Annotated in this window: 18 protein-coding genes and 1 tRNA gene; 10 read left to right on the top strand and 9 right to left on the bottom strand. The window is 51.8% G+C overall.

Annotated elements, in window-relative coordinates; all coding sequences use genetic code 11:
• Nucleotides 1-79 precede the first annotated feature (79 nt).
• From argJ to ACKXF9_RS02985, 7 genes are all read left to right on the top strand, one after another.
• Nucleotides 80-1309: a bifunctional glutamate N-acetyltransferase/amino-acid acetyltransferase ArgJ gene (gene argJ / locus ACKXF9_RS02955; RefSeq protein WP_339394501.1), complete on the top strand. Its 1230-nt coding sequence runs from the start codon at nt 80-82 to the stop codon at nt 1307-1309.
• A 219-nt stretch (nt 1310-1528) separates the two neighbouring features.
• Complete coding sequence (gene argB / locus ACKXF9_RS02960; protein WP_249237720.1) at nt 1529-2383, top strand: acetylglutamate kinase; 855 nt, start codon at nt 1529-1531, stop codon at nt 2381-2383.
• A gap of 120 nt (nt 2384-2503) precedes the next feature.
• Entirely contained in the window at nt 2504-3706 is a 1203-nt protein-coding gene (locus tag ACKXF9_RS02965; protein ID WP_418265247.1) for an aspartate aminotransferase family protein, read from the top strand.
• Nucleotides 3703-4617: an ornithine carbamoyltransferase gene (gene argF, locus ACKXF9_RS02970; RefSeq protein ID WP_418265248.1), complete on the top strand. Its 915-nt coding sequence runs from the start codon at nt 3703-3705 to the stop codon at nt 4615-4617. Before ACKXF9_RS02965 ends, argF begins: the two co-directional genes overlap by 4 nt.
• 244 nt (nt 4618-4861) lie before the next feature.
• Nucleotides 4862-5692, top strand: coding sequence for a PRD domain-containing protein (locus tag ACKXF9_RS02975; protein ID WP_418265249.1), 831 nt, complete (start codon nt 4862-4864; stop codon nt 5690-5692).
• A 210-nt stretch (nt 5693-5902) separates the two neighbouring features.
• Entirely contained in the window at nt 5903-7285 is a 1383-nt protein-coding gene (locus ACKXF9_RS02980) for a PTS transporter subunit EIIC (RefSeq protein ID WP_418265250.1), read from the top strand.
• A 3-nt stretch (nt 7286-7288) separates the two neighbouring features.
• On the top strand, nt 7289-8746 hold the full coding sequence (locus ACKXF9_RS02985; RefSeq protein ID WP_418265251.1) for a glycoside hydrolase family 1 protein: 1458 nt from the start codon (nt 7289-7291) through the stop codon (nt 8744-8746).
• 64 nt (nt 8747-8810) lie between these two features.
• Here ACKXF9_RS02985 and ACKXF9_RS02990 read toward each other — a convergent pair whose 3' ends face one another.
• Nucleotides 8811-10178: an MATE family efflux transporter gene (locus tag ACKXF9_RS02990; protein WP_418265252.1), complete on the bottom strand. Its 1368-nt coding sequence runs from the start codon at nt 10176-10178 to the stop codon at nt 8811-8813.
• 448 nt (nt 10179-10626) lie between these two features.
• Between ACKXF9_RS02990 and ACKXF9_RS02995 the strand changes: the two genes are divergently transcribed.
• A tRNA-Ser gene (locus ACKXF9_RS02995) sits at nt 10627-10717 on the top strand.
• A 108-nt stretch (nt 10718-10825) separates the two neighbouring features.
• Here the strand turns inward: ACKXF9_RS02995 and ACKXF9_RS03000 are convergent.
• The 8 genes from ACKXF9_RS03000 to ACKXF9_RS03035 form a co-directional block, all read right to left on the bottom strand.
• The gene (locus ACKXF9_RS03000) at nt 10826-12025 is read right to left on the bottom strand and encodes a tyrosine-type recombinase/integrase (RefSeq protein ID WP_418265253.1); all 1200 of its coding nucleotides are present in this window, start codon (nt 12023-12025) and stop codon (nt 10826-10828) included.
• 65 nt (nt 12026-12090) lie between these two features.
• Nucleotides 12091-12366: a helix-turn-helix domain-containing protein gene (locus ACKXF9_RS03005; RefSeq protein WP_418265254.1), complete on the bottom strand. Its 276-nt coding sequence runs from the start codon at nt 12364-12366 to the stop codon at nt 12091-12093.
• Nucleotides 12367-13146: 780 nt separating this feature from the next.
• Entirely contained in the window at nt 13147-14304 is a 1158-nt protein-coding gene (locus ACKXF9_RS03010; RefSeq protein ID WP_349176072.1) for a DUF262 domain-containing protein, read from the bottom strand.
• A gap of 198 nt (nt 14305-14502) precedes the next feature.
• Complete coding sequence (locus tag ACKXF9_RS03015; RefSeq protein WP_418265255.1) at nt 14503-14952, bottom strand: YaiI/YqxD family protein; 450 nt, start codon at nt 14950-14952, stop codon at nt 14503-14505.
• Nucleotides 14949-15191, bottom strand: coding sequence for a hypothetical protein (locus tag ACKXF9_RS03020; RefSeq protein WP_418265256.1), 243 nt, complete (start codon nt 15189-15191; stop codon nt 14949-14951). Before ACKXF9_RS03020 ends, ACKXF9_RS03015 begins: the two co-directional genes overlap by 4 nt.
• Nucleotides 15181-15801, bottom strand: a complete 621-nt coding sequence (locus ACKXF9_RS03025) for a hypothetical protein (RefSeq protein WP_418265257.1) — start codon at nt 15799-15801, stop codon at nt 15181-15183. Before ACKXF9_RS03025 ends, ACKXF9_RS03020 begins: the two co-directional genes overlap by 11 nt.
• A 160-nt stretch (nt 15802-15961) precedes the next feature.
• Nucleotides 15962-16363, bottom strand: coding sequence for a (deoxy)nucleoside triphosphate pyrophosphohydrolase (locus ACKXF9_RS03030; protein WP_249233943.1), 402 nt, complete (start codon nt 16361-16363; stop codon nt 15962-15964).
• 12 nt (nt 16364-16375) lie between these two features.
• Complete coding sequence (locus tag ACKXF9_RS03035) at nt 16376-19534, bottom strand: DUF3427 domain-containing protein (RefSeq protein WP_418265258.1); 3159 nt, start codon at nt 19532-19534, stop codon at nt 16376-16378.
• A gap of 221 nt (nt 19535-19755) precedes the next feature.
• Between ACKXF9_RS03035 and ACKXF9_RS03040 the strand changes: the two genes are divergently transcribed.
• Nucleotides 19756-22008: a DEAD/DEAH box helicase gene (locus ACKXF9_RS03040; protein WP_418265259.1), complete on the top strand. Its 2253-nt coding sequence runs from the start codon at nt 19756-19758 to the stop codon at nt 22006-22008.
• A 39-nt stretch (nt 22009-22047) separates the two neighbouring features.
• Nucleotides 22048-23871, top strand: a complete 1824-nt coding sequence (locus tag ACKXF9_RS03045; protein WP_418265260.1) for a hypothetical protein — start codon at nt 22048-22050, stop codon at nt 23869-23871.
• The last annotated feature ends 17 nt before the right edge of the window (nt 23872-23888 follow it).

Genomic DNA, 23888 nt, shown 5'->3' on the forward strand with positions numbered 1-23888 from the left:
AAGGCTCCCTCCATGAGGGAGCTGGCACGGCGAATGCCGTGACTGAGGGAGTATTTCTTTGTGGGAAAGGAAGATCATTATGCAGTATCAAGAAGTTGCGGGCGGCATCTGCGCGCCCAAGGGCTTTGCAGCGGCTGGCGTGCACTGCGGCATCCGCGCAAACCATGCAGAAAAATACGATCTGGCACTCATCAAGGCGGACGTGCGCTGCGCCGCCGCCGGTGTGTACACCACCAACAAGGTCTGCGGTGCACCCATCAAGGTGGACCGTGCCCACCTGAAGGACGGCTATGCACAGGCGATCCTTGTGAACAGCGGCAACGCCAACACCTGCGCCGCCAACGGCGTGGCTCTGGCCGAAGAATGCTGTGAGCTGGTGGGCAAGGAGCTGGGCATCGACCCGCAGGACGTTCTGCCCGCTTCCACCGGTGTCATCGGTCAGCCCATGGTCATCGACCCCTTTGCCCGGGGCATTCCCGCCGCCGCCGCAAAGCTGGCTGCGGACGAGCAGGGCAGCGCCGATGCCGCCACCGCCATCATGACCACCGACACCCACAAAAAGGAATACGCCATCCAGTTCGAGCTGGGCGGTAAGGTGTGCACCGTGGGTGCCATTGGCAAGGGCAGCGGCATGATCGCCCCCAACATGGCAACCATGCTGGCCTTCTACACCACCGATGCGGCGGTGTCCCCCATCCTGCTGGAAAAGGCCCTCAAGACCGTGGTGCCCGGCACCTACAACCAGATGAGCGTGGATCTGGACACTTCCACCAACGATACCTTGATCATCATGGCTTCCGGCCTTGCAGGCAACCCGGAGATCTGCGAGGAGAACGCGGACTACCACGCCTTTGTGGCGGCGCTGACTGCCATTGCCGAGCACATGTGCGCCGAGCACGCCGGTGACGGCGAGGGTGCCACCCACCTCATCACCTGCGAAGTGACCCATGCCCCCGACCTGAAGACCGCCCGTGCCGTCAGCCGCAGCGTGGTGTGCTCCAACCTCTTCAAGGCAGCGGTGTTTGGCCGCGATGCCAACTGGGGCCGCATCCTGTGCGCCATCGGCTACACCCCCGGCGATTTCTCCATTGATAAGGTCTGCGTGCGGCTTTCCAGCAAGGCGGGCGAGGTGTATGTGTGCGAGAACGCCGCCTACCACCCCTACAGCGAGGAGGAGGCCGCCAAGGTGCTGGCCGAGCATGATATCCTGGTCAAGGTGGACATGGGCACCGGCGATGCATCCGCCAAGGCATGGGGCTGCGATCTGACCTACGATTACGTCAAGATCAACGGCGATTACCGCACCTGATAACCCTCTCAGGCGCTGCGCGCCAGCTCCCCCGAAGGGGGAGCTTTAGGAACGAACGACAAGCAGCTGATTTTATGAAATAAAGTGACCCGTCCGGCAAAAGATCCCCCTTGAGAGGACCGACGTCCCCCGTGCCGGGGGAAGATGTCGCGTGAGCGACAAAAAGGGGAATCTGGCAATGCCGCAAGGCATTGACTGAGAGGGTTCAGAGGAAATCTTATGAAAAACGAAGAAATGGCGCGCCTTTTCTCTGAGGCGACACCCTACATCCAGAAGTATCACGGAAAGACCATGGTCGTGAAATACGGCGGCAATGCCATGATCAACGAAGAACTGAAAAATGCCGTCATGAACGATCTGGTCACCCTCACCCTGCTGGGTGTGCGCGTCGTGCTGGTGCACGGCGGCGGCCCGGCCATCAATGAGATGCTGAAAAAGGTGGGTGTGGAAAGCCATTTCGCAAACGGTCTGCGGGTGACCGACGACGCCACCATGGAGATCGTGCAGCAGGTGCTGGCCGGTAAGGTGAACAAGGATCTGGTGGCAAAGCTGCGCGGCCGCGGCGTGGGCCTGTGCGGCATGGACGGTCAGATGCTGCGCTGCACCGAGCTGGACCCCCAGCTGGGCCATGTGGGCGAGATCGTGCATGTGGACGCCACCCTGATCGGCAGCCTGCTGGATGGCGGCTACATCCCGGTCATTGCCACGGTGGGCATGGACGATCTGGGTCAGGCCTACAACGTGAATGCGGACACTGCCGCTGCGCAGATCGCCATTGCGCTCAAGGCTGAGAAGCTGGTGTCCATGACCGATATCGCGGGCCTGCTGCGGGATAAGGACGACGAAAGCACCCTCATCCCCGAGGTGGAGGTGTCCGAGATCGAGGGCTACAAGTCCGCCGGTGTCATTGCAGGCGGCATGATCCCTAAGATCGGCGGCATGGCCGACGCCATCTATCAGGGCGTGCACGAGGCGGTCATCATCGATGGCCGGGTGCCCCACTCCATCCTGCTGGAGCTGTTCTCCAACCGCGGCTCCGGCACCCGCTTCTACCGCCGCAGCCACCGCGAATAAGCATTGCGCAGGTGCCGCGCAGGCGGTATAATAAGAAAAATGACCCTCTCAAGCCTTTGCCAGCATTTTCTGGCGCGTCAGCGCCTGAGAGGGCTTTTATCGTCAGTAGGAGGTACACCTATGGATTCTGAAAAGGTCATCAAGCGGGACGGCGAATACGTCCTGCACACCTATAACCGCAACCCCATCGTGCTGGAAAAAGGCCACGGCCTGCGTGCCATCGGGCCCGAAGGCCAGCAGTATCTGGATTTTACCAGCGGCATCGGTGTCAACAGTCTGGGCTACTGTGATCTGGACTGGGCCGAAGCCGTTTCCGAGCAGGCCCATAAGCTGCAGCACTCCTCCAACCTCTACTACACGGCCCCCTGCGGCAAGCTGGCCAAAAAGCTGTGCAAGCGCACCGGCATGAGCAAGGTTTTCTTCGGCAACTCCGGTGCCGAGGCCAACGAGGGCGCCATCAAGGCCGCCCGTAAGTACAGCGTGGACCACTACAGCAAGGACCGCACCACGGTCATCACGCTGGTGAACAGCTTCCACGGCCGCACCATCGCCACCCTGACCGCCACCGGTCAGGAGGTGTTCCACAACTACTTCGGCCCCTTCAACGAGGGCTTCCTGTATGCTCCGGCGGGCGATATGGAAGCGCTGCAGGAGCTGGTGGACCGCAACACCTGCGCTGTGATGCTGGAACTCATTCAGGGCGAGGGCGGCGTGATGGCGCTGGACCCGGACTATGTGCAGGCCGTGCGCAAGCTCTGTGACGAAAAAGACCTTGTGCTCATCGTGGACGAGGTGCAGACCGGCGTGGGCCGTACCGGCACTTTCCTGTGCTGTGAGCACTACAACCTCAAGCCGGACGTGGTCACGCTGGCCAAGGGTTTGGGCGGCGGACTGCCCATCGGCGCGGTGCTGATGAACGAAAAGGTGGCCGCAGGCATGGGCCCCGGCACCCACGGCTCCACCTTCGGCGGCAACCCGGTGGTCTGCGCCGGTGCCAATGTGGTGGTGGACCGCATGGACCAGAGCTTCCTTGCCAATGTCAACGAGCGCGCCGTCCAGCTGCGCGCAGGCATCGCAAAGCTGCCCCATGTCAAGAGCATTTCCGGCATCGGCCTGATGGTGGGCATCGAGTTCTACGACCTCAAGGCCGCAGATGTGCTGGCTGCCTGCCGCGAAGCGGGCCTGCTGGTGCTGACGGCCAAGACCCGCCTGCGCCTGCTGCCGCCGCTGACCCTCAGCGAGCACGATGTGGACATGGCGCTGGAGATCCTGGGCGATGTGCTGAGCAAAATGGAGCCGACGGCTCCGAAGGAGCAGGCATGAAAAATCTGCTGAGAATGAGCGACCTCTCCCCTGCCGAGCTGACCCACATTCTGGATGTGGCCGACCAGCTCAAGGCACAGCAGAAGCTGGGCGGAACGGCCCCGCTGCTGGCGGGCAAAACGGTGGCTCTGATCTTCTCCAAGGCGTCCACCCGCACCCGCACCAGCTTTGAGGTGGGTGTGTACCAGCTGGGCGGTCTGGGCAACTACATGAACACCGCCGAGCTGCAGGCCGGGCGCGGCGAGCCCCTCAAGGACACCGCCCGGGTGCTGGGCCGCTACTACGACTGCGTGGTGTGGCGCACCTACCGCCAGAGCGATCTGGAAGAGTTTGCCGAGCTGGCCGGTGTGCCGGTGATCAACGGCCTGACGGATTACGCCCATCCCTGTCAGGTGCTGGCCGACCTGATGACCATTCGGGAACGCCGGGGCAGCCTTGCGGGCCGGAAGCTCTGCTTTGTCGGCGACGGCAGCAGCATGGCAAACAGCCTCATCGTGGGCGGACTGCTGGCCGGGATGCAGGTCACCTGCGTCTGCCCGCAGAGCTACCGCCCGGCGGCGGATGTGCTGATGTTCGCCCACAAGTACGGCAGCGCCTTCCACCTGACCGCAGACCCTGCCGAGGGCATTCAGGACGCCGACGTGGTGGCAACGGCTGTGTGGAACACCGCCCAGCCCGGCACGCCGGAAAGCGAGCAGCGCCTGCGGGATTTCGTGGGCTACCAGCTCACCGGCAAGCTGCTGGAAAGCGCCAAGCCCGACGTCATGGTGCTGCACTGCCTGCCCGCCCACCGGGGCGAGGAGATCTCCTCGGCGGTGTTCGAGCAGCACGCACCGGAGATCTTCGATGAAGCCGAGAACCGCCTGCACGTGCAGAAAGCCGTGCTGGCCATTCTTCTGGCGGGGAAATAAAATTGCATAAAGCGCAAGAGCCTCTGCCATTGGCAGGGGCTTTTTGTATCCCAGTCCTTGCACATCCTGTCTGAAAATACTGTAAAATTCTTGTGCCCTTTGCCGATTGACGAAAACCGATCCGGTTTGCTATACTGAGCGTGGTCAATCAAGTAAGGTTTGTTACTCTCCGGAGGCTTTCCCTTATCCATTGCAGATAGGGGTGAACTTTCGGTTTTTTTCTTTCTATGGGGGTTGTGGGAAGATGAAGGTCATTAAAAACATCAATAACAACATCTCCCTTTGTCTGGACAGCCGCAACAACGAGGTTGTAGCCTTCGGGAAAGGCATTGGTTTCACAAAGCCACCCTATGATGTACCACTTTCCAAAATCGACCGCACCTTTTACGATGTGGACGAGGAACAGTTGGCCGTGCTCAACCGCATCCCGGAAAATGTGCTGGAAGCCGCCGCCGAGATCGTAGACCTTGCCAACGAGAAGATGGATAACCGGTTCCGGGAGAACGTGGTGTTCACGCTGGCAGATCACATTGATTTTTCCGTTCAGCGCTACCGCAAAAACATCAACATCAAGCTGCCGCTCTTTTACGAGGTGCGCCAGCTTTATCCCAAAGAATCCGAGATCGGAAAACAGGCATTGAACATCCTGAAAAAGCGGCTGGATATCGCCCTTCCCCGGGAGGAAGCCGCCGCCATCGCCCTGCATTTTGTCAACTACAAGGCACAGGCGGAAACCACACCGGACATCGACTATGGTTCCATCATTGAGCAGGCTACGGGTATTATTGAACAGGAACTGCAGGTGACGGTGGATCGTGACAGTTTCAACTACTACCGGTTCGTCACCCACATGCACTACATGATGAAGCGTACCTTGGATGACGCCATGATCGACACCCAGAATCGGGATATCTTTGAATCCATGAAAAAAGAGTATCCCTCCATTTATTCCTGCTCGGTCAAGGTAGCCGCCCTGATCGAACAACAGCTGAAAAAATCTCTTTCCGAAGAGGAAATATTATATCTGATCCTACACATCAATCGTTTGTGTGCTCGTGAGGATTGTGACCGATAAAGGCATACCGCCTTTGGAGGGCTTTACCCCAGAGTACCGCAGAAGATGCACCGTGTCTGTCCATCTGGTCAGCCGGTACACGCTTTGCGGTGCGCTGGGGTTTTTATTTGGAAACAGAACCGACCGGGAGCGCGCCCCGAACGGGTTTGTGATAAATCTTCCAGAAAAAACACTTGGAAAACTGTTTTTCAAAAACAGGAGGAGAACAAAATGGCAAACAAATATGATACGATGGTCAGCAGCATCGTTGACCTGGTCGGCGGAAAAGAAAACATCCGCTCTTTTGCACACTGCGTTACACGGCTGCGCTTCAATGTAAAAGACAAGGGGCTGGTGGATGAAGCCAAAATCCGGGAATTGCCGGGTGCGGTAGGCACGCAATGGTCTGGTAATCAGCTGCAGGTAATCATCGGCAATGATGTGGAGAACGTTTACAAGCAGATCGCAAAGGCGAATAATCTTGCCGTGGAGCCGGAAGTGTCTGCCGAGAGTGCAGATGAAAAGAAGAAAAACATTGTTGTAAAGCTGATTGAAATGCTTTCCGGCTGTGTGATCCCGCTGGTACCCATTCTGATGGGCGCTGGCATGATAAAGGTCTTTTATCTGCTTGCTGTCCGTTTAGGAATCCTTTCCACGGAAAGCTCTACCTATATTGTGCTGGACTTCGTCAATAACGCAGCATTTTATTTTCTGCCGGTCTTTGCCGGTGCAACTGCCGCAAAAAAGTTTGGAGGCAGTATGAGCATAGGCATGCTGGTGGGTGCGATGCTGATCCATCCCACCTTTATCTCGGCAGTAAGCGGGGGTACGGCACTAACGATTTTTGGACTGCCAATCTACGCAACAAGCTATACTAATTCCATTTTCCCGGTGATCCTGTCGGTATGGGTCATGTCCAAGATTGAAAATTTCCTGAAAAAGCATGTGCCGGAGTGGCTGCGCGCTATTGCTGTGCCGACTCTGACTCTTCTCATCATGATCCCGGTGGCGTTCTGCGTGGTCGCCCCCATCGGTGCATTCATGGGTACCTATCTTGCCAAGGCAATCATGTTCTTGTACAGCACTCTCGGCTTCCTTGCCTATGGCATTTTTGGCGTGTTGTTCCCCATCATGGTCATGTTTGGCATGCACACGGCACTTACACCGTACAGCGTTCAGCTGATGTCTACGGTAGGTTATGAGCCGTGCTCCATTATGAGCTTTGTTTCTACCTGTACCCTGACTGCGATAAGCCTTGCCGTGGCGATCCGGACCAAGAACGAGAATATGCGTTCCACGGGCTATTCCTGCGCGCTGACTGCATTTGTGGGTGGCGTGACAGAACCGGCAATGTTCGGCATTGGACTGCGTTTTAAAAAGCCGTTTATCTGTGCGCTGATCGGTAATTTTGTGGGCGGCTGTGTTGCCGGTCTGTATGGCGTGCAGTGCTATGCATTGGGACCTGCCAATATCCTGAATGTGGCAAAGTTTATTGGCGGCGAGGGCATGGGCAACTTTGCATTTGCTATGCTGGGTGCAGCAGTGGCATTTGTGGTGACTTTTGTGCTGACCTGCCTTGCGTACCGCAGCAGCGACCCGATGACGGAGGGCTGATCCATGAAATTTTCGGAAGGTTTTTTATGGGGTGGTGCAATTTCCTCCAGTCAGGCGGAAGGCGCATATCAGGAGGATGGCAAGGGCCTGAGCACAACAGATTTTATGACATCTGGCACAAAAACAAGCCCTCGCAGAATTACGAAGACACTGGAAAAAGATGCGTACTATCCGAGCCATAAAGCAATTGATTTTTACCACCACTATAAAGAGGACATCCGGCTGTTCGGCGAGATGGGTTTTAAAGTGTTCCGTTTGTCCATTGCATGGTCGAGAATCTACCCGAATGGAGATGAACTCCAGCCGAACCGGGCTGGGCTGGAGTTTTATCACGATGTTTTCCATACCTGCCATGCCTACGGCATCGAACCTTTGGTGACGATCTGCCATTACGATATGCCGCACGCCCTTAGCGTAAAATGGAACGGGTGGGCAGACCGGCGTTGCATTGAACTGTTTGAGCGATACTGCCGGACTTTGTTTGCAGAATACGGTCACGAAGTAAAATACTGGCTGACCTTCAACGAAATGAACATCCTTACGGCACCGATGTGCGGGTACCTGTGCGCAGGCATCCAGCCCGCTGGTGCAGAGGGGACATTCGGTCCTGGAGCGATAGACCAGCACGAAACGCCGGAGCGGAGAAACCTGCGGTTTCAGGCACTACACCACCAGTTTGTGGCAAGTGCAAAAGTAGTGGCTCTGGCACATGAAATGATGCCAGCAGCTAAAATCGGCTGTATGATGTCCAGCCAGTGTACCTACCCGCGCACCTGTGATCCGGATGACCTGCGGGCAGCGCAGGAACAGCGGCAGATCGTCAACTATTTTTGCAGTGATGTTCAGGTACGCGGCAGATATCCGGGGTATATCAAACGGTATTTTCAGGAAAATGATATCCGGATCACGATGCAGCCGGAGGATGCGGAGATCCTGCAAAATGGCTGCGTGGATTTTTACAGCTTCTCGTATTACCAGAGCCGATGTATCAGTGCAAATCCGGGGGATGAGACCGTGGCCGGAAATATGGCAGTAGGTGTCAAAAATCCGTATCTGCCCATGACGCAGTGGGGGTGGCAGGTGGATGAAAAAGGACTGCGTTATTATCTCAATGAAGTCTATGACCGCTACCAGATCCCCCTCATGGTGGTAGAAAACGGACTAGGTGCGCAGGATGTGCTGCAGGCAGACGGAACGGTACATGACCTGTACCGGATCGACTATCTGCGCAGACACATCAATCAGATGGCAGAAGCAATCAAGGATGGCGTAGACCTGATGGGCTATACTCCCTGGGGCTGCATCGACCTTGTGTCCGCTTCTACCGGCCAGATGGCAAAGCGCTACGGCTTTGTATATGTAGACGCAGACGATTCCGGCAACGGCACCTTTAAACGTTATAAAAAAGACAGTTTTTATTGGTATAAGAAGGTAATTGAAACAAACGGCGAAACGCTGTAACCTGCTCCGAACCAAAAATAACGCCTGCCATTTTCAGCTGGCAGGCGTTATTTTTATGCAGACATCAGACCTTTGCCGCACCGCGGTCGAGGATTTTATCGAACCGGGCAAAGAAGGTGATGGTGGTGATGGTGGCGGCCAGAATGTCGCTGACCGGCTCGGCCAGAAACACGCCGAACACCGGGTCTGCCACGAGATGCGGCAGAATAAAGATGAGCGGGATCAGCAGGATGATCTTGCGCAGGCAGGCCAGCAGCAGGCTGACCTTAGCCTGCCCCAGCGCCATAAAGCTTTGCTGGCAGGCGATCTGGAAGCCCATGGCAAAAATGCCCGCCATGTAAATGCGCATGGCCCAGGTGGTGTAGGAGATCAGCGCACTGTCCGAGGTGAAGATACCGGCCACCGCGCCGGGCACCAGCATCATCAGAAGCCAGAATACGCAGGTGTATACGCCGCACAGGGTCAGTTGAAAGCGGAAGGCTTCCTTGACACGGGGCTTTTTGCCTGCGCCGAAGTTGAAGCTTATGACAGGCTGACCGCCCTGACAGATGCCCTGAATGGGCAGGGTGCACAGCTGGGATGCGCTGGTGATGACGGTCATGGCACCCACGGCCACATCGCCGCCGTACCGCGCCAGACTGGAGCTGAAACTGATGGACAGCAGGCTCTCGGTGGAGAGCATCACAAAGGTGGAGATGCCCAGCGCCATCACCGGCAGGATGACATTGCGCTCCGGGCGCAGATAGTCCCTGCGCAGGCGCAGGAGGGTCTTTTCGCCGGTGAGGAAGCGCAGGATCCACACCGCGCCCACAGCCTGACTGAGCACCGTGGCAATGGCCGCGCCCCGCACGCCAAGCCCGAACCCGAAGATGAGGATGGGGTCAAGGATGATGTTGATGACCGCACCGATCACGGTGGTGAGCATACTGGTTTTGGCAAAGCCCTGCGTGGTGATGAAGGGGTTCATGCCCAGCACCAGCAGCACGAACACCGAGCCCAGAATGTAGATGCGGCTGTAGCTCAGGGCATACGGCAGGGTGGCATCGCTGGCACCAAACAGCCGAAGCAGCATCGGCGCCCCGGCATAGAAGCCGATGGTCAGCACCACCGAAAAGAGCAGCAGCATGGTAAAGCTGTTGGAGATGATCTTTTCTGCCTGTTTCTTGTCGCCCTGCCCCAGAGCAATGGCGGTGCGGGGCGCACCGCCTGCGCCCACCAGCATAGCGAATGCATTCAACAGCATCAAGATGGGAGTGAACAGGCCCACGCCGGTCAGCGCTGCCGCACCGATGCCCGCGATGTGGCCGATGTAAATTCGGTCCACGATGTTGTACAACAGGTTCACGACCTGCGCTACCACCGCAGGGATCATGAGCTGCAGCATCAGGCTGCGGACGTTCCCACTGCCCATGTCCTGTTTTGACTGTGCCATGGATGTGATTCTCCTTTTTTACTTCAAATTTGAACTATATCCTCTATATCTCCTCTATTATACTCAAAACCCGCAAAAATACCAGTCCCTTTTCGCAAATTTTTCCATGTTCCGCTCAAAAGTGCAAAAAGCTCCGGGTCTGCCGCACAGCAGACCCGGAGCTTGGAACGCGAAAAAGTGTTGACGCCAACAGGCTTTTTTGCTATACTATATAAGGTTTATCGTGGAGATGTATCGAAGTGGTCGTAACGAGAACGACTCGAAATCCAAGTGGATGCTTCGCCGGATGTCTCCATATCACACGAGGGAACGTCAATTTTGATGTCCTGACAGGCTTCAGAACCTGTCTGAACGATGCGTTTTCTAACAATATTCTAACAGCAACTGTTCCAAGTTTCAAGGCCGATTTGCGATATACAAATCGTAAATTTGCCATGAAAATATACTTGGAGATGTATCGAAGCGGTCGTAACGAGAACGACTCGAAATCGTTTTGTCCTTAATCGGGCACGTGGGTTCGAATCCCACCATCTCCGCCAGAAGTCGCAGATTCAAACGAATCTGCGACTTTTTCTTTTGCATCAAGCAGAGAAAGACCGCTTTTGCCTCATCACAGTATGCTTTATACATGAACGATAAATCCATAATTATTTGGGGAGTTTGGATTCTCCCAAAAGGTTCGCAATGACCCCAGCAGACCCCTGTTTGCTTTTGTAATCGAGATGTGCGTAGATGTCAGCGGTGGTAGAAAAGGTGCTGTGCCCCAGCCATTCCTGAACCTGCTTCATAGATACGCCGTTCATCACCATCAGGCTGGCGCAGCTGTGGCGCAGATCGTGGAAACGGATGTGCTTCAGCCCGTACTTGGTCAGCAGCCAGTCGAAGTGCTCCGTCACGAAGTTCGGGCGGATCAGCTTGCCTTCCTGATCGGTGCAGACGAAATCCAGATACTCGGTGCTGTAACTCTTCTTGAACAGCTTACGGTAAAGCTGCTGTTTTTCCTTCTGCTTCAGAAGTTCTTCTTCCACAGCCGGGATCAGCGGCAGAGTACGGCAGCTGGTCTTGTTCTTCATCACATCGCTGACCACAGGAACGTACTTGCCGTTCACCAACTGTTCCGTCACCTTGTGGTTAATGGTGATGGACTTGCGCTCAAAGTCGATAGACGACCACTTCAACCCCAGTACCTCGCTGCGGCGCAGACCGTAGTAGGCCGTAATGAGGATGCACAGGTGCAGGGGGTCATCCTGCGATACTTCCAGCAGCTGCTGGACTTCATCCTTGGAGTAGAAGTTGGGCCGGAAGCTGTTCTTCTTCGGGCGGTCAACTTTCAGCATCGGGTTGGTTTCCAGATAGTCCTTGCGGACGGCATCCTTGAACGCTTTACCGAAGATGGCGTGGTAGTGAATGACCGTGTTGGTGGTGTAGCCCTCCAGCAAGATCTTCTCCTGAAACTCATCCAGCACCTGCGGCGTGACCTCGCACAGCTTCAAGCCCAGCGGCTCAAAATACTGCGTGATGCGCCCGGTGATCATCCGATTGTAGCTGATAAAGGTTGCAGGCTGGATGGATGCTTTATGGACTTGCACCCACTCGTTGAGATAGTCCAGAAACAGCATCTCCGACTTGCTGACGGGTTGGAGATGCTGCGGCAAGGGCTTGGCGGTTTTAGCATCCACTTTTTCGTAGGCTCCGCCCCGCCCTGTGGGCAGCTCCCCGGTCTCATCATAGCTGAGCAATACTTCCCGGAGCATGGATTCTGCCTTGCGCTTGTTGCCCCGGACGGTCAAACCTGTGGAGATCCACTTGATCCTCCGCTTGCCGTTGGCATCATAAAGATTGATCACGAAATAGAAACGTCCATTTTTCTCTTGGACAGACCCTGTAGTTTTCATCATAAACCTCCTTTGGGTCAACAGGCGTGCTGTCCGTTGCTGCACCCACAGCATACCACATCCAGCGGCGGATTTCCAGCCGGGAAGGTGCTCTGCCCGGTAAGCAGGAACTCGATCACACTCAGCTTCGGGATACGATAGGTGCGGCCGATTTTAAGCGCAAATAGGTGGCGGGAACGAATCAGTTCCCCAACTGTATGGCGGTTCAGACCAAGCATCTCCGCAGCCTGCTGAAGGCTGATGGCATCGGGGTAACCGGGAAACATCTGGGAATAGGCATCGTTAAACTTCATGGGCACTCCTTCTGCATAAGTAGTTTAAGATCAAAAGTGTGTGCCACCTGCGGTTATATCCTTTGCAGCAAAGCGGCGGTCAGGTGGCAATGTAAAGAGAGCTGACAGTAGTTTCAACTCTCGCATCGCAGATAGACTTGCAGCCCATCTGCGTCAATATGATATAGGTCTCCCATATTCGCCCTCGGCACCCTAGGAGTGGGAAATCGTCCAGCAGCGGGCTTGCACCGCACCATTGGCATTTCAGCCACCCCGTCTTCGTTATGACCGGGCTGCGAGTTACAGAAGTACCTTTTGTGAAGTACCGGACGATTGAACTATTCTGTTTTCAAAGAACAGAGTTTTATAGAAAATCTTCGGAATTTAAGGCTTCCGAAAAATTGTCCCTCTAATTGGTAGGCATCGAGAAAGGCCAAAACGTAGCAATGTTTTTGAAAATTAACAAAAAAGTCACAATTTGCATTTGCAAATCGTGCGTCTGCTATTAAACGGAATTGTCATAATAATCATACGAGTACAAGCAAACCTTCGTGAAAGAAGATACTCCGAAGAAATACCCCTCTATATACGAGCCCACGAAAAGGGCTGTTTCGTAGCATTCAAGACCGTTCTGTAACCGAATTGTAACAAGCAGACAGAAGTGAGTTCCTAAAAGAAGCCTTCATATCCGAACCCAGTTGGACGACCAAAATGCACCCGTGTCTCCAAAAGTCAACAAAAAATAGCAGCCGTCTGCAAGGTAGATGCAGATGGCTGCTATTGATAAATTAGATAAAATTATTAGGTGATCAATGCGGTGAAAATATCACGTCGTTCAGAATTGGACTTGTTGGTGAAATCAACATTATCCATCCACTGAAGAAGTTTTTCCTTGTTATCTTCGGTCAAAACTTCGTTATGAAAGATAAAATATCCTAATAAATAATTAATATAATCAATGCGAGGAAGTTGAGTGGGTGTGTTCTCATTGATGAAGTCTAAAGTGCGATCGAGTGCAGCTAAAGTCATAGAAAAGCATTGTGTAAGCTGTTCTGGAGAAAGGTTACAAAGTTGATTTTCCTTAGTGTCAGAAGGAATAGGAGCATAATTTCCGGAATGAGGCTTCTGAGTGATAACTTCATACGCAGGATTTAATGCTGCAACTGGGTAAGAAACATTGGTTTTTTGCGGAGTGAAAAAATCTTCGTACCCTGCTTCATATACACGGGTACGGTAGAGGTTTGTGTACTGTTTATAAATATCAATTCCATGAGCTTTCAGTTTAGAAAAGCGCATTTGAATAATACTTACTCGGCTGCCAGCATTGTTTAGAACTTCGAACCACTCAATTTGTTCATCCTCAGTTAGGTCTTCAGCCGAATTAAGAGTATAATTATAGTTTCTCATTTTGCTGCGTACTTGAAGGAGCACAGACAAGACATCGGCAGAACCAAGTGCACTTTTAGCCTTAGTATACTCAAATAATTTGGTATCCTCTTTATTTAAGAGGATACCAACAGGAATTTGATTACTCCTGATAGAGTCACGCACCTCTGTGAACTCGCCTTTTCCTAAGTCTAACACGATATTTCGAAAATCATCATGATTACAATATGCTTTATAGTTAGTGGTTAAACGCTGCTGACCATCCACGACCGAGTATTGACCGCGTTCAATAGTTGAGATGATTTCTCTATCTATAAAGGAAACTTGCGGAACAGCACTATCCACAGTATTTATAACATTGATAGAAATAGGAGAAACCGGAGCCTTTCCCCACAATTGATAATTAAGAAGATCGATACACTTCTGAAGTGTCCAACTGATATCTCGCTGATACAACGGCAAAGAAATCGAGTTCTCCTCAATTTTACGACACATATCTGCTACAGTTATCAAGGAGGTTCTTTTGGTCGGATCAAATGTTGCTGCTATCATCAAACCTTTGTTGACTCTCATGTTGCCTACCTTTCTTTTGTTGGAAGTAATCACTTGATTGTATAGTACATCCAATCACAGCAAAAGTCAATAGCAGCATACGTGCAAATCACAAAAATCGTGAAAAAACGAGCAAAACAATGGGTGCTGCTTAAATGTAGCAGCACCCATTGTTCTAGCCTAACAGAAAGCACACACACCACGCATAACGAGAACTGCTTAAAGCATGAGCCTTCGTGAGGCTTCTAAGACAGCCTTGAAATGGGTTGAAAAAGCCACATCCTGCTCCTTCGTCCGTTTTGGGCTCCCCTTGGGGTGCTTTCCGGCACGGAGGAGCTTTTTGTTTTCATACCGCCGCAGCATGAGAGCGTCTATGTTGTCGGCGGTGTATTCCAGACCATTCTGGTTCAGCACCCGGGCGCACTTGGCAAGGCACATACTCGCCAGACCGTAGTCCTGTGTCACGACAATATCCCCCGGCTTTACCCGGTTGACAAGCGCAAAGTCTACGCTGTCAGCCCCTTTATCGAACACCAGAGTCTGCGCACCTTCTCGCTCGATTTGGTGAGCTGTGTCGCACAGGATGATGACCGGAACGCCAAACCGCTTTGCAATCTGCAACGTCAGATCGACAACCGGGCAGCCGTCTGCATCGATCAAAATGGTCATGTGTGTTCCTCCATCATCCAGCGAAACGCCTTTGCCGTGCGCATGTCAGCGTCTTTGAAATGCCCGCCGCTGTTCCATTCAAGGGTGCAGTCTATGCTACACTCTGTAAGCTGGCTGTGCAGGGTGCGGATGTTATCGCCCACCACAGCCATGACGGCATTTCTTGTGCGCTCTTCCCGGTCGCCAAGGCTCAGATAAACGCGCTGTGCCTGTATCGGGTGCCGCTGTTCAAACTCCATCCAGCCCAGAAACCACACAGAGGGCGAGGCGGCGGCGATACCGTAGAACAGCTTTGTCTGGGTGGATGCCCCGCTCTGTCAGAAAGCGCAGGGTTTCCGCAGCATTGCCACCGAAACCTTGCTTTCCCCATACGGCAGGGGCTTCCCACGGAGAAAGTGCATCGTTCCAACTTTCCACCGGAACCGCAGCAAACAGAAACGGATGTGCTGCGCCCTGTGCAATGGCTGCAACTTCGTTGTCCATGCGTTGCAATTCGTGTTCATCCGTCATCTGAAGCAGAAGATATTCGGCGCAGTCTGCGCCGTAAATACGGCAGGGTCTATCTCCGATTTGAACTTGCTTTGCGGTCACGGCAACTGCCTCCTGAAAAATTTTTGATGAGTCCAGTATAACAGCTGCGAGCGGAATTGACAATTCAGATGGATGCAATAGCTTCTGCAAGCAGTGCTTCGTGGTACCATTCTGGTACGCCGAAGCTCTCTTGCAAGCAATGTCTTTGTATATACAAAGCCCCTTGCCTTGCAAGAGCTTGTTGGGCACAGCCCAAACCTGTTGTTCTGCATCGTGCCGATGCAGGCTTCGCGTTTCTGCAAAACGCTCTTTCAGCACTCTGTAAGAGTGCACAGCCATCACGGTTCCGTGATGTTCACAGGGATTGGGACTGCATCCCAACAAGCAGAATACGCACGGCAAATTTGCAATGCCATGCGTGTTTGAGCCTTTGTATATACAGAGGCACTGCTTGCAGATGCAACTTGGAGCAACAGAGTTATTTCATCATCTCCCGGATTTTTTCCAGAATCGTCTGGTCAGCCGGGAGCCACTGTACAGAATCCAGTTCGTCTTTTGTCAGCCAGCGCGCGGCTTCGGCTTCTTTCAGAACAAGGTCACCAGAAAGAACCTCGCACCAGAAGCAGTCCATCGAAAGATGAAATGCAGGATAGTCGTATTCGATGGTGCCGATTTTATCATGTACCGCAATTTCGGTGTCCAACTCTTCCTCAATCTCTCGTTTCAGCGCCTGCTGTGCGGTTTCTCCCGGCTCGATTTTACCACCCGGAAATTCCCACTGGCCTTTGTAGTCGCCATAGCCGCGGGCGGTGGCATAAATTTTATGTTTCGTCTGAATATCGTCGCAGATCACAGCTGCAACAACGCGAACAACCTTCATGATATTCTCCTTTTAACCGACCACCAGCTTGTTGGTCTTTTTGAGAAACTTTGCAGGGATTGGGCGGTTCAGCCGCCATGTGATATTCATGGGGCGGGAGCCCTCGTGTTTCACATAGTTCACCGTGCCCAGATAGGTATACGCTCCTGCACCGCCAAAACGGGCCTCTGCCTTGAACTCGCGCACGAACAGCAGCACCCGGCTTCCTTTTTCCCGGTGATGGATGTAGCGCTGCCCGGTGGCAGAGTTTTCGGCGGTGGTGCTCTGGCTCTGCCAGTGGAAAAGGCTTTCGTTGATGGAATAATCCTTGTACATGGTGGTGGGGGAGTAATCCTTGTCCGCTTTGTTCAGGGTCACAAAGAATACGTCCAGCTGCTTTTCCGGCAGCCACTTCACGCCCTCGCGGACAGTGGCAGGCTTCAAAAAGTCCAACGCCACCAGCAGCTGGTCACGGGTATAAGTACAGTGCAAATCCAGCGGACAATCAAAGCCCACATCCACCGGCTCGTCAATAAAATCGATGCGGTCATATTGATACTGCAAAAGTGCCTGCAGCTCCCCCAGCAAAACGGGACTGTCCGAGAGAGCATACAGGTTATCGAGAACTTCTTCATCCTCCCAGCTTTCTGCAGTTTTGCCCCAGAGGGTCACATAGAACATCTGCAGCATCCGCTTCTCTACTGGCGATAGAGCCGCAAAGTCGGTGTTGTCCAACTTTGGCAGAAGCTCCAGCAAAAAACGGATCCACCTGCGGGAATCCACGACTGCAAAGCGTGCAAGGGCTTTGGTCATGCTCTCTTCCAAAGGTTCTGCAAAATCGGATGCCGCCCCTGCGCGGACGCACAGCCGGCTGAAGCAGACCTTTTTGCTGTAAATTGCACGCGGGTCAAGATGATAGTAGTCGAGGAAGTTCCTGAGTGTCAGGGGTAGACCGGTATCCTCGGTAAAGGCAGTTGCCCGCGCCATAAGCCCGGAGGTGCGGTCATAGGAGGCGCTGATATTGTCCAGCACATATTTTGCGGCGATCTTTTCCAGCTGGATATAACAGCCCTTGGGCGCAGAGACAAAACCCTCTTTAATCTCTCGGCTGACGCTGTGGGTGGTGTTGGAGAGCAGGGCCGTAAACTTTTCCTCGAAATTGTACTTCTTGTTTGCCTGCCCGATGAAGTCCAGCACGGTCAGGCATTCCTTGTTTTCAGCCAGACGCAGGCCGCGGCCCAGCTGCTGCAAAAACACGGTCAGCGACTCGGTGGGGCGCAGGAACAGCACGGTGTTGACTTCCGGGATGTCCACGCCTTCGTTGTAAATGTCCACCACAAAAATGAAACGAATCTCCCCGGAAATGAGCCGCTGTTTGGCGGTGTTGCGCTCCTCATCGGAAGAATCGCCGGTCAGCGCTATGGACGGGATGCCGTGGGTGTTAAAATAGTCCGCCATGAACCGGGCGTGCTCGATGGAAACGCAGAAGCCAAGCCCCTTTACCTCGTCAATATCGGTGACATATTTCAGGATAGAATTCACCACAAGGTCAGCGCGGCGCTGTGCTACCATGCCGCTGAAGGTGTACAGGTTGGACAGTTCGGCCTTATCATAACCGCCGGTGCGCCATTTCAGACTGCTCAGGTCGGCCGTATCGGTCACGCCGAAATATTGGAACGGGCACAGCAGTTTCCGGTCAATGGCTTCCGGCAGGCGAATCTCGGCGGCAACGCGCCCACCGAAATAATCCAGAATGCTCTTGCCGTCCATACGCTCCGGTGTGGCAGTCAGGCCCAACAAAATCTGTGGCTGATAATACTCCAACAGCTTCTGATAGGTGGGCGCGGCGGCATGGTGGAATTCGTCCACCACGATATAATCGTAGAAATCAGCCCCGGTCTTGGCGGTAAAATCCTGCGAGTTGAAGGTTTGGATGGAAATAAACAGGTGTTCAATGCTGTCCACTTTGTAATTGCCGACCAACAGTTCGCCGAAATTGGCATCTTTCAACACGGCACGGAAAGTGTACAGGCTCTGTTTCAGGATTTCTTCTCGATGCGCCACGAACAGCAGCCGGCAGGGCTTGCCGGGATGCTGTTTACAGAACCGCTTGTAATCCAGCGCCGAGATGACCGTTTTGCCGGTGCCGGTGGCGGCAACCACCAGATTGCGATTGTGCCCGCGCACGGTGCGTTCGGCTTCCAGCTTGTCCAGAATTTCCTGCTGGTAGGAATACGGCAGAATGTCCAGCGTGTAAATGCCGCTGTGGTCGGTCTCGCTGTACTTTTCGGCTTTCAGGGCCCGCGCAAGGCGCTCCCGCTGACCTTCGTTGTAGTACTCAAACTCGCCGGCGTTCCAGTAGCTTTCAAAGGTGGCGGCAATCTTATCGATGGTCTCCGGTAGGTCTTTCCGGGTCACTTTGACGTTCCATTCCAGTCCGCTGGAAATGGCCGCGTTGGACAGGTTGGACGAGCCGACATAGGCTGTTGTAAAACCGGTGTCCCGGTAGAACACATACGTCTTTGCGTGGAGCCGGATGCGCTTGGTGTCGTAGCTGACCTTGATTTTCGTATTAGGCAGCTGGCGCAGTTCTTCGATAGCCTTTACATCGGTGGCACCCATGTAGGAAGTGGTAATGATACGCAGCTCTCCGCCGTTCTGGGTAAACTGCCGCAGCTCGTCCATAAGCAGGCGCAGACCGCTCCACTTGATGAAGGACACCAGCATGTCGATGTGGTCGGCAGACACGATCTCCTTTTTCAGTTCAGTGTACATCTGCGGCTCGTGGATGGCACCGGTGAACAACGAGCTTTGCGCAAGAGGCGTTTCCGGCCGTTCGATGTCTTTGGCCGCTTTTCCGGTGGCAAGGCGGGGGTCATTTTCCCGTAAAAGCGCAAGAAGCTGCTCTGCACGCTGGTCAACGCCCAGCGCGGCAAAGTCAGGTTCTTTGGTGGTAGTCTGGATGGTGCTTACGATCTGGTTTGCCAGAGCAATCTGTGCTTCGATGCCGCCGCCATTGTCCTGTACGTTGTCGAGGCCTTTCTGTACCACTTCGGTCAGGTACTGCGCCAGCACTTTAGAGGCTTCTGCCGTGTCGATGGGCGCAGTGGATTTACGAGCTTCCGGAACCTCCGAAAGCTCACGGTTCAGCGCATTGTTAATGACCTGTTCGTACAGTCCGGGGTGAAGCATGATGACACTTCCTTGCAGTTTTCTTCTATTATAGCGCGGACAAAAGCCCTATTCAATGCTCACAATACGGATGAGACATTGCTTAACCACTCAAAAAGAACAATAAACAGGCAGGCTGCTGACATATTTCTGTACTAATCTCTGGAAAGAAGTCAGAAAGTGCTCTATAATGAACTTATAACGAATTCGGATTCTACAAAATACCCAAAGAGGTGTGCTCTATGGAACCATTAAAAGCAACCAGCGTCAATAGCCGTGCGGAAGAACTGTTTGTTCAGCTGTTCTGTGAAGCATTCGGCCCGGAGAAAACAGAAAATTTGCAGGTTCAGTATCCGTGTGTTGATATCTATGGTCGGCATCGCTACATCGACTTTGCGTTGGAATCGCCTGAATCCAAAATTGCAATCGAGATAGACGGAGAAACTTACCACAACCCAAGTAAGGTTTCCGAGAACAAGTATGCAGATGACCTTCTGAAGCAGAACAGTCTGGTTTATGATAACTGGAAGGTTTACCGCTGGATTTACAGTCAGCTGGAAAAGCAGCCGGAAAAGGTCAAGGATGAGCTGATTACATTTTTGGGCAGCAGCCCAATGTTCAAGGCATTTGAAGCAGACCTTCCGGTTCAGATGGGTCAGACAATCGAACTCCGGGATTATCAGCAGGAAGCCATCGAGAACCTGAAAAAGGTGCGGGACGATGGGAAAACCATCGCATTGCTGTACCATGCGACAGGCGTAGGAAAGACCATTACCGCAGCGACAGATGCGAAAGCCGTGGGCGGGCGCACGCTGTTTCTGGTAAATGCGCTGAAACTGGCATCTCAGGCGAAGGATACCTTTGCGAGGGTGTGGCCGGAGGCGACACTTGGCGAGTATACCGGTGGACAGAAAGATGTTTCACAGACCGTTATTTTTGCAACTGTCCAGAGCATTTCCAAAGATTTGGAAAAGTTTTCGCCCACAGCGTTTGACTACCTGATTGTTGACGAGTGCCACCATGCGGCAGCGAATACCTATCAAAAAATCTTTACATATTTTCACCCGAAGTTCATTCTTGGCCTGACAGCGACCCCGGAACGCAGCGATGGCGAGGATATGCTGGAACTGTTTCAGAATGTGGCGCACAAGATGGATTTGAAAACAGCAGTGGAACGTGGCGTGCTGGTGCCCATCCGCTGCATCCGGGTCAAAACTAACATCGATCTGACGGACGTGCGCATCAACGGTATCAAGTATAATTCGCAGGACTTGGAAAGCAAGCTGTTTATCCCGGAACGGAATCAGCTGATCGTGGATACCTATCTGAAATATGTGAACGGAAAAAAGACGGTGATCTTCTGCGCCAGCGTAGACCATGCTGCGGAAATTGCAAAGTTGCTGCGCGACAATGGAGTAAACGCAGAAGCCGTTTCTGGACGTGACCGTGTGGAGATTCGGGAGAAAGTCCTGAAGGATTACGAAACAGGGTCAACGGACGTATTGTGCGCCTGCGATTTGCTGAACGAAGGCTGGGACAGCCCGCATACCACCGTTCTGTTTATGGCACGGCCAACGATGTCCAAAACTATCTATATGCAGCAGCTTGGTCGTGGTACGCGCCGTTGTCCGGGCAAGGATGACTTGCTTGTCATCGACTTCGTAGACAACGCCAATATGTTCAATATGCCGTATAGTCTGCATCGTGTGCTGAACATTGCCAAATATCAGCCGATGGCCTATGTTCTGGCACCGGAAAATAAACGGAAATTGGATCAGGATATGCTTTTCAAAGGCGAGAAGCCCGAAGCATGGCTGGATGTTCCGATTGATGTGGATGACTATGAAATCATTGACCTGTTCAACTGGCAGAACAGCGTCAAAGATATGATTTCGCAGATTGAGCTTGTCCGCATGGTCGATGTTCAGTCCGAAACGGTTGAACGCTATATTAAAGACGGAAAAATCAAGCCTGATCTTTCCATTCCGTTTGGGGATAAGCGGATGTTCCACTATTTCCGGGAGGAAAGCATCCGAAATATCGCTAAACAGTATGGCTGGGATTTAATTACGCCGCAGAATATGGCAGACAAGTTTATGAAGTTCATCGAAACAATGGATATGAGCTATTCCTATAAGCCGGTGCTGCTCAAGGCAATCTACGAGTATATGGACAGCAACGGTCGGGTAGCTCTGCCGGATGTTGTGGATTATTTTATCGACTTCTATGAAGATCGTAAAGCGCATGGGATGATAGCAGAAAAGCCGAACAGCATCTATCAGAAGGGTGGATACACCCGGAAAGATGTGGAGAAAAATGTTCTTTCCAATCCGTTCAAGCGGTTTGAGGATATGCGTTTCCTGATGCGCTGCAAGGATGTGGAAACCATTGAAGTCAACCCAATCATTTTCCGCAAGCTCACGAAGGAAGATTGGCTGCATATCATAAGGGTCTGCGATAAGAGTCTGGAAAAGTATTATACGAGAATCTCTTGAAGTTAGTATAGAAAATATCGATTTGGGGTGGCGATAACGATGAAGATAAATCAACTTTTAGATGAAATAGATCTTCCTAAAAGGTACTTTAGTGAGGCATTTATCATTGGTGAAAAATTCGAAGAGGAAGCAAGTAAATACCTAACACTTCTTGACAATTGTGATGAGTGTGATCTTGATGCCGATAAAAAAGCTGAATTTAATGAAAAATTAAATGAGTCAAAAAGGGTTGCTGCTGAGATAAGTACAAAAATAATTGCTGTCTTCGAAAGCTATGAAGAATCGAATTATAAGGTATCGCAAGAACTATTCGATGAAGTCATGGAAATTTTGAGACCAGCTCTTTTTATAAGTTTGATGAACGGGAGAATTCTTGTATCTGCTGGAGAAAAAACAATCTGCACATGTATGAGACTGTTTGGAAGTTCTAATGGGGGACGATACTTTAGAATTAGGGCTGTAGATGGCCGTAGTCAGACTATCAAAAGTAATCCAAATGAATTGTTTCATATTCCAATGAATAAGCGAGCATATTCGAGTAATGAAAGATTCAGCTTAGCAGGATTTCCATGCCTGTACTTATCTACAATGCTCCCTCTCGCTTGGCAGGAATGTAATTATCCCTCAAAATATTATTATTCTGAATATCAATATATTTGGAGTGAAAGCCAGGATAATAAAATAGATCTGAGCAAAGAACTGAAATTATTGGCATTATATTCTCCCATGGAGATAAAAACGTGGGGATTTACGGTAAAATACAATGATTTTGAAGTGTGGAATGAGGTGATCTGTCGGTATCTTAAAATGTATCCGTTGATTTTGGCATGCTCATTTATAAATCAAAGCGGCAACACACCATATAAGCAGGAATATATAATTTCACAAATGCTGATGCAGTGGGTTAAGCGAAATCATGAAACCGTTCAAGGGATAGACTATTTTTCTTGTGTAGATATGTTCTTTGATACATCTAAATGGTGTGCTAATAATATCGTGATTCCGGCTTTTCCTAACTATGAAAATGGTATTAGTGTTCCTTTGCGTGAAAAATTTTCATGGACAATGCCTGCTTTTTGTGAGCTTCCGATTGTTTCAAAAAATAAAACGGAACGGGATCGAAAATTCATATATGAATTCATGGAGCAAATCAATCATGCGCTTCGGGTACGTCGGCCCATGCCTGATATGTATATTAGAGTCCTTCAGAGCATGAAGGAAACAGCGGATTGCCTTCTGAATTTAATGGCAAATGACAATATTTGCGACATGAGATTGATGTTGAAAATTTTAAAATCGCTTGGTTCAAATGTTGCGGATATTTCACGGATGAATTTATTGGAAAACATTGAGGATAAAATATCAGAAGCTGAAGATGGAGAATGGTCAACGGAAGAGGTTAAAGCGGCCAGTGTTGAATTTGAAAAATTGTATAGAGACTTCACAGGGCAGGATAATAGTGTTAAGTCTATAATCGATAAGTATCAAGATTTGATATGGAATCACCATGAGACTCAACCAACGTTGGAAATATTGTATCAAGGTGCACACGAAATCATTGGTTTTAAAGATCTGCTTCACAATGCTCATCGTCTATTTGGATTTAGTGAAATCAAAGACAACGAGGATACATTTAATAACCTGACGAGACTCGCACAGGATGCAGGTGTTCCGATAGGAACGTTTTGGGAACAAGAAGGAAAGGACGACGTGTGGCTAAGAAATCATATCATAGAAATAAAAAGTCCAATATTGATTGAACGGAATAACACAAGTATTTATTCAGATAAAAAAGTTAAGTCACAACAGATTCTATGCATTGGATGTACTGAGAAAAAGCTAAAAGAAATATTACAAAAGTAAATGCTCGGATGCACATC

This window comes from Faecalibacterium sp. 9 (genome assembly GCF_048320955.1).
GTDB classification, from domain to species: domain Bacteria; phylum Bacillota; class Clostridia; order Oscillospirales; family Ruminococcaceae; genus Faecalibacterium; species Faecalibacterium wellingii.

Bases quoted from the DNA above. Each gene is read 5' to 3' on its own strand.
- ACKXF9_RS03010 (WP_349176072.1), bottom strand. From the start codon at position 14,304: ATGAGAGTCAACAAAGGTTTGATGATAGCAGCAACATTTGATCCGACC.
- ACKXF9_RS02965 (WP_418265247.1), top strand. From the start codon at position 2,504: ATGGATTCTGAAAAGGTCATCAAGCGGGACGGCGAATACGTCCTGCAC.
- ACKXF9_RS03005 (WP_418265254.1), bottom strand. From the start codon at position 12,366: ATGAAGTTTAACGATGCCTATTCCCAGATGTTTCCCGGTTACCCCGAT.
- ACKXF9_RS03045 (WP_418265260.1), top strand. From the start codon at position 22,048: ATGAAGATAAATCAACTTTTAGATGAAATAGATCTTCCTAAAAGGTAC.
- ACKXF9_RS02985 (WP_418265251.1), top strand. From the start codon at position 7,289: ATGAAATTTTCGGAAGGTTTTTTATGGGGTGGTGCAATTTCCTCCAGT.
- argJ (WP_339394501.1), top strand. From the start codon at position 80: ATGCAGTATCAAGAAGTTGCGGGCGGCATCTGCGCGCCCAAGGGCTTT.
- ACKXF9_RS02990 (WP_418265252.1), bottom strand. From the start codon at position 10,178: ATGGCACAGTCAAAACAGGACATGGGCAGTGGGAACGTCCGCAGCCTG.
- ACKXF9_RS02980 (WP_418265250.1), top strand. From the start codon at position 5,903: ATGGCAAACAAATATGATACGATGGTCAGCAGCATCGTTGACCTGGTC.
- ACKXF9_RS02975 (WP_418265249.1), top strand. From the start codon at position 4,862: ATGAAGGTCATTAAAAACATCAATAACAACATCTCCCTTTGTCTGGAC.
- ACKXF9_RS03020 (WP_418265256.1), bottom strand. From the start codon at position 15,191: ATGGAGTTTGAACAGCGGCACCCGATACAGGCACAGCGCGTTTATCTG.
- ACKXF9_RS03030 (WP_249233943.1), bottom strand. From the start codon at position 16,363: ATGAAGGTTGTTCGCGTTGTTGCAGCTGTGATCTGCGACGATATTCAG.
- argB (WP_249237720.1), top strand. From the start codon at position 1,529: ATGAAAAACGAAGAAATGGCGCGCCTTTTCTCTGAGGCGACACCCTAC.
- ACKXF9_RS03015 (WP_418265255.1), bottom strand. From the start codon at position 14,952: ATGACCATTTTGATCGATGCAGACGGCTGCCCGGTTGTCGATCTGACG.
- argF (WP_418265248.1), top strand. From the start codon at position 3,703: ATGAAAAATCTGCTGAGAATGAGCGACCTCTCCCCTGCCGAGCTGACC.
- ACKXF9_RS03040 (WP_418265259.1), top strand. From the start codon at position 19,756: ATGGAACCATTAAAAGCAACCAGCGTCAATAGCCGTGCGGAAGAACTG.
- ACKXF9_RS03035 (WP_418265258.1), bottom strand. From the start codon at position 19,534: ATGCTTCACCCCGGACTGTACGAACAGGTCATTAACAATGCGCTGAAC.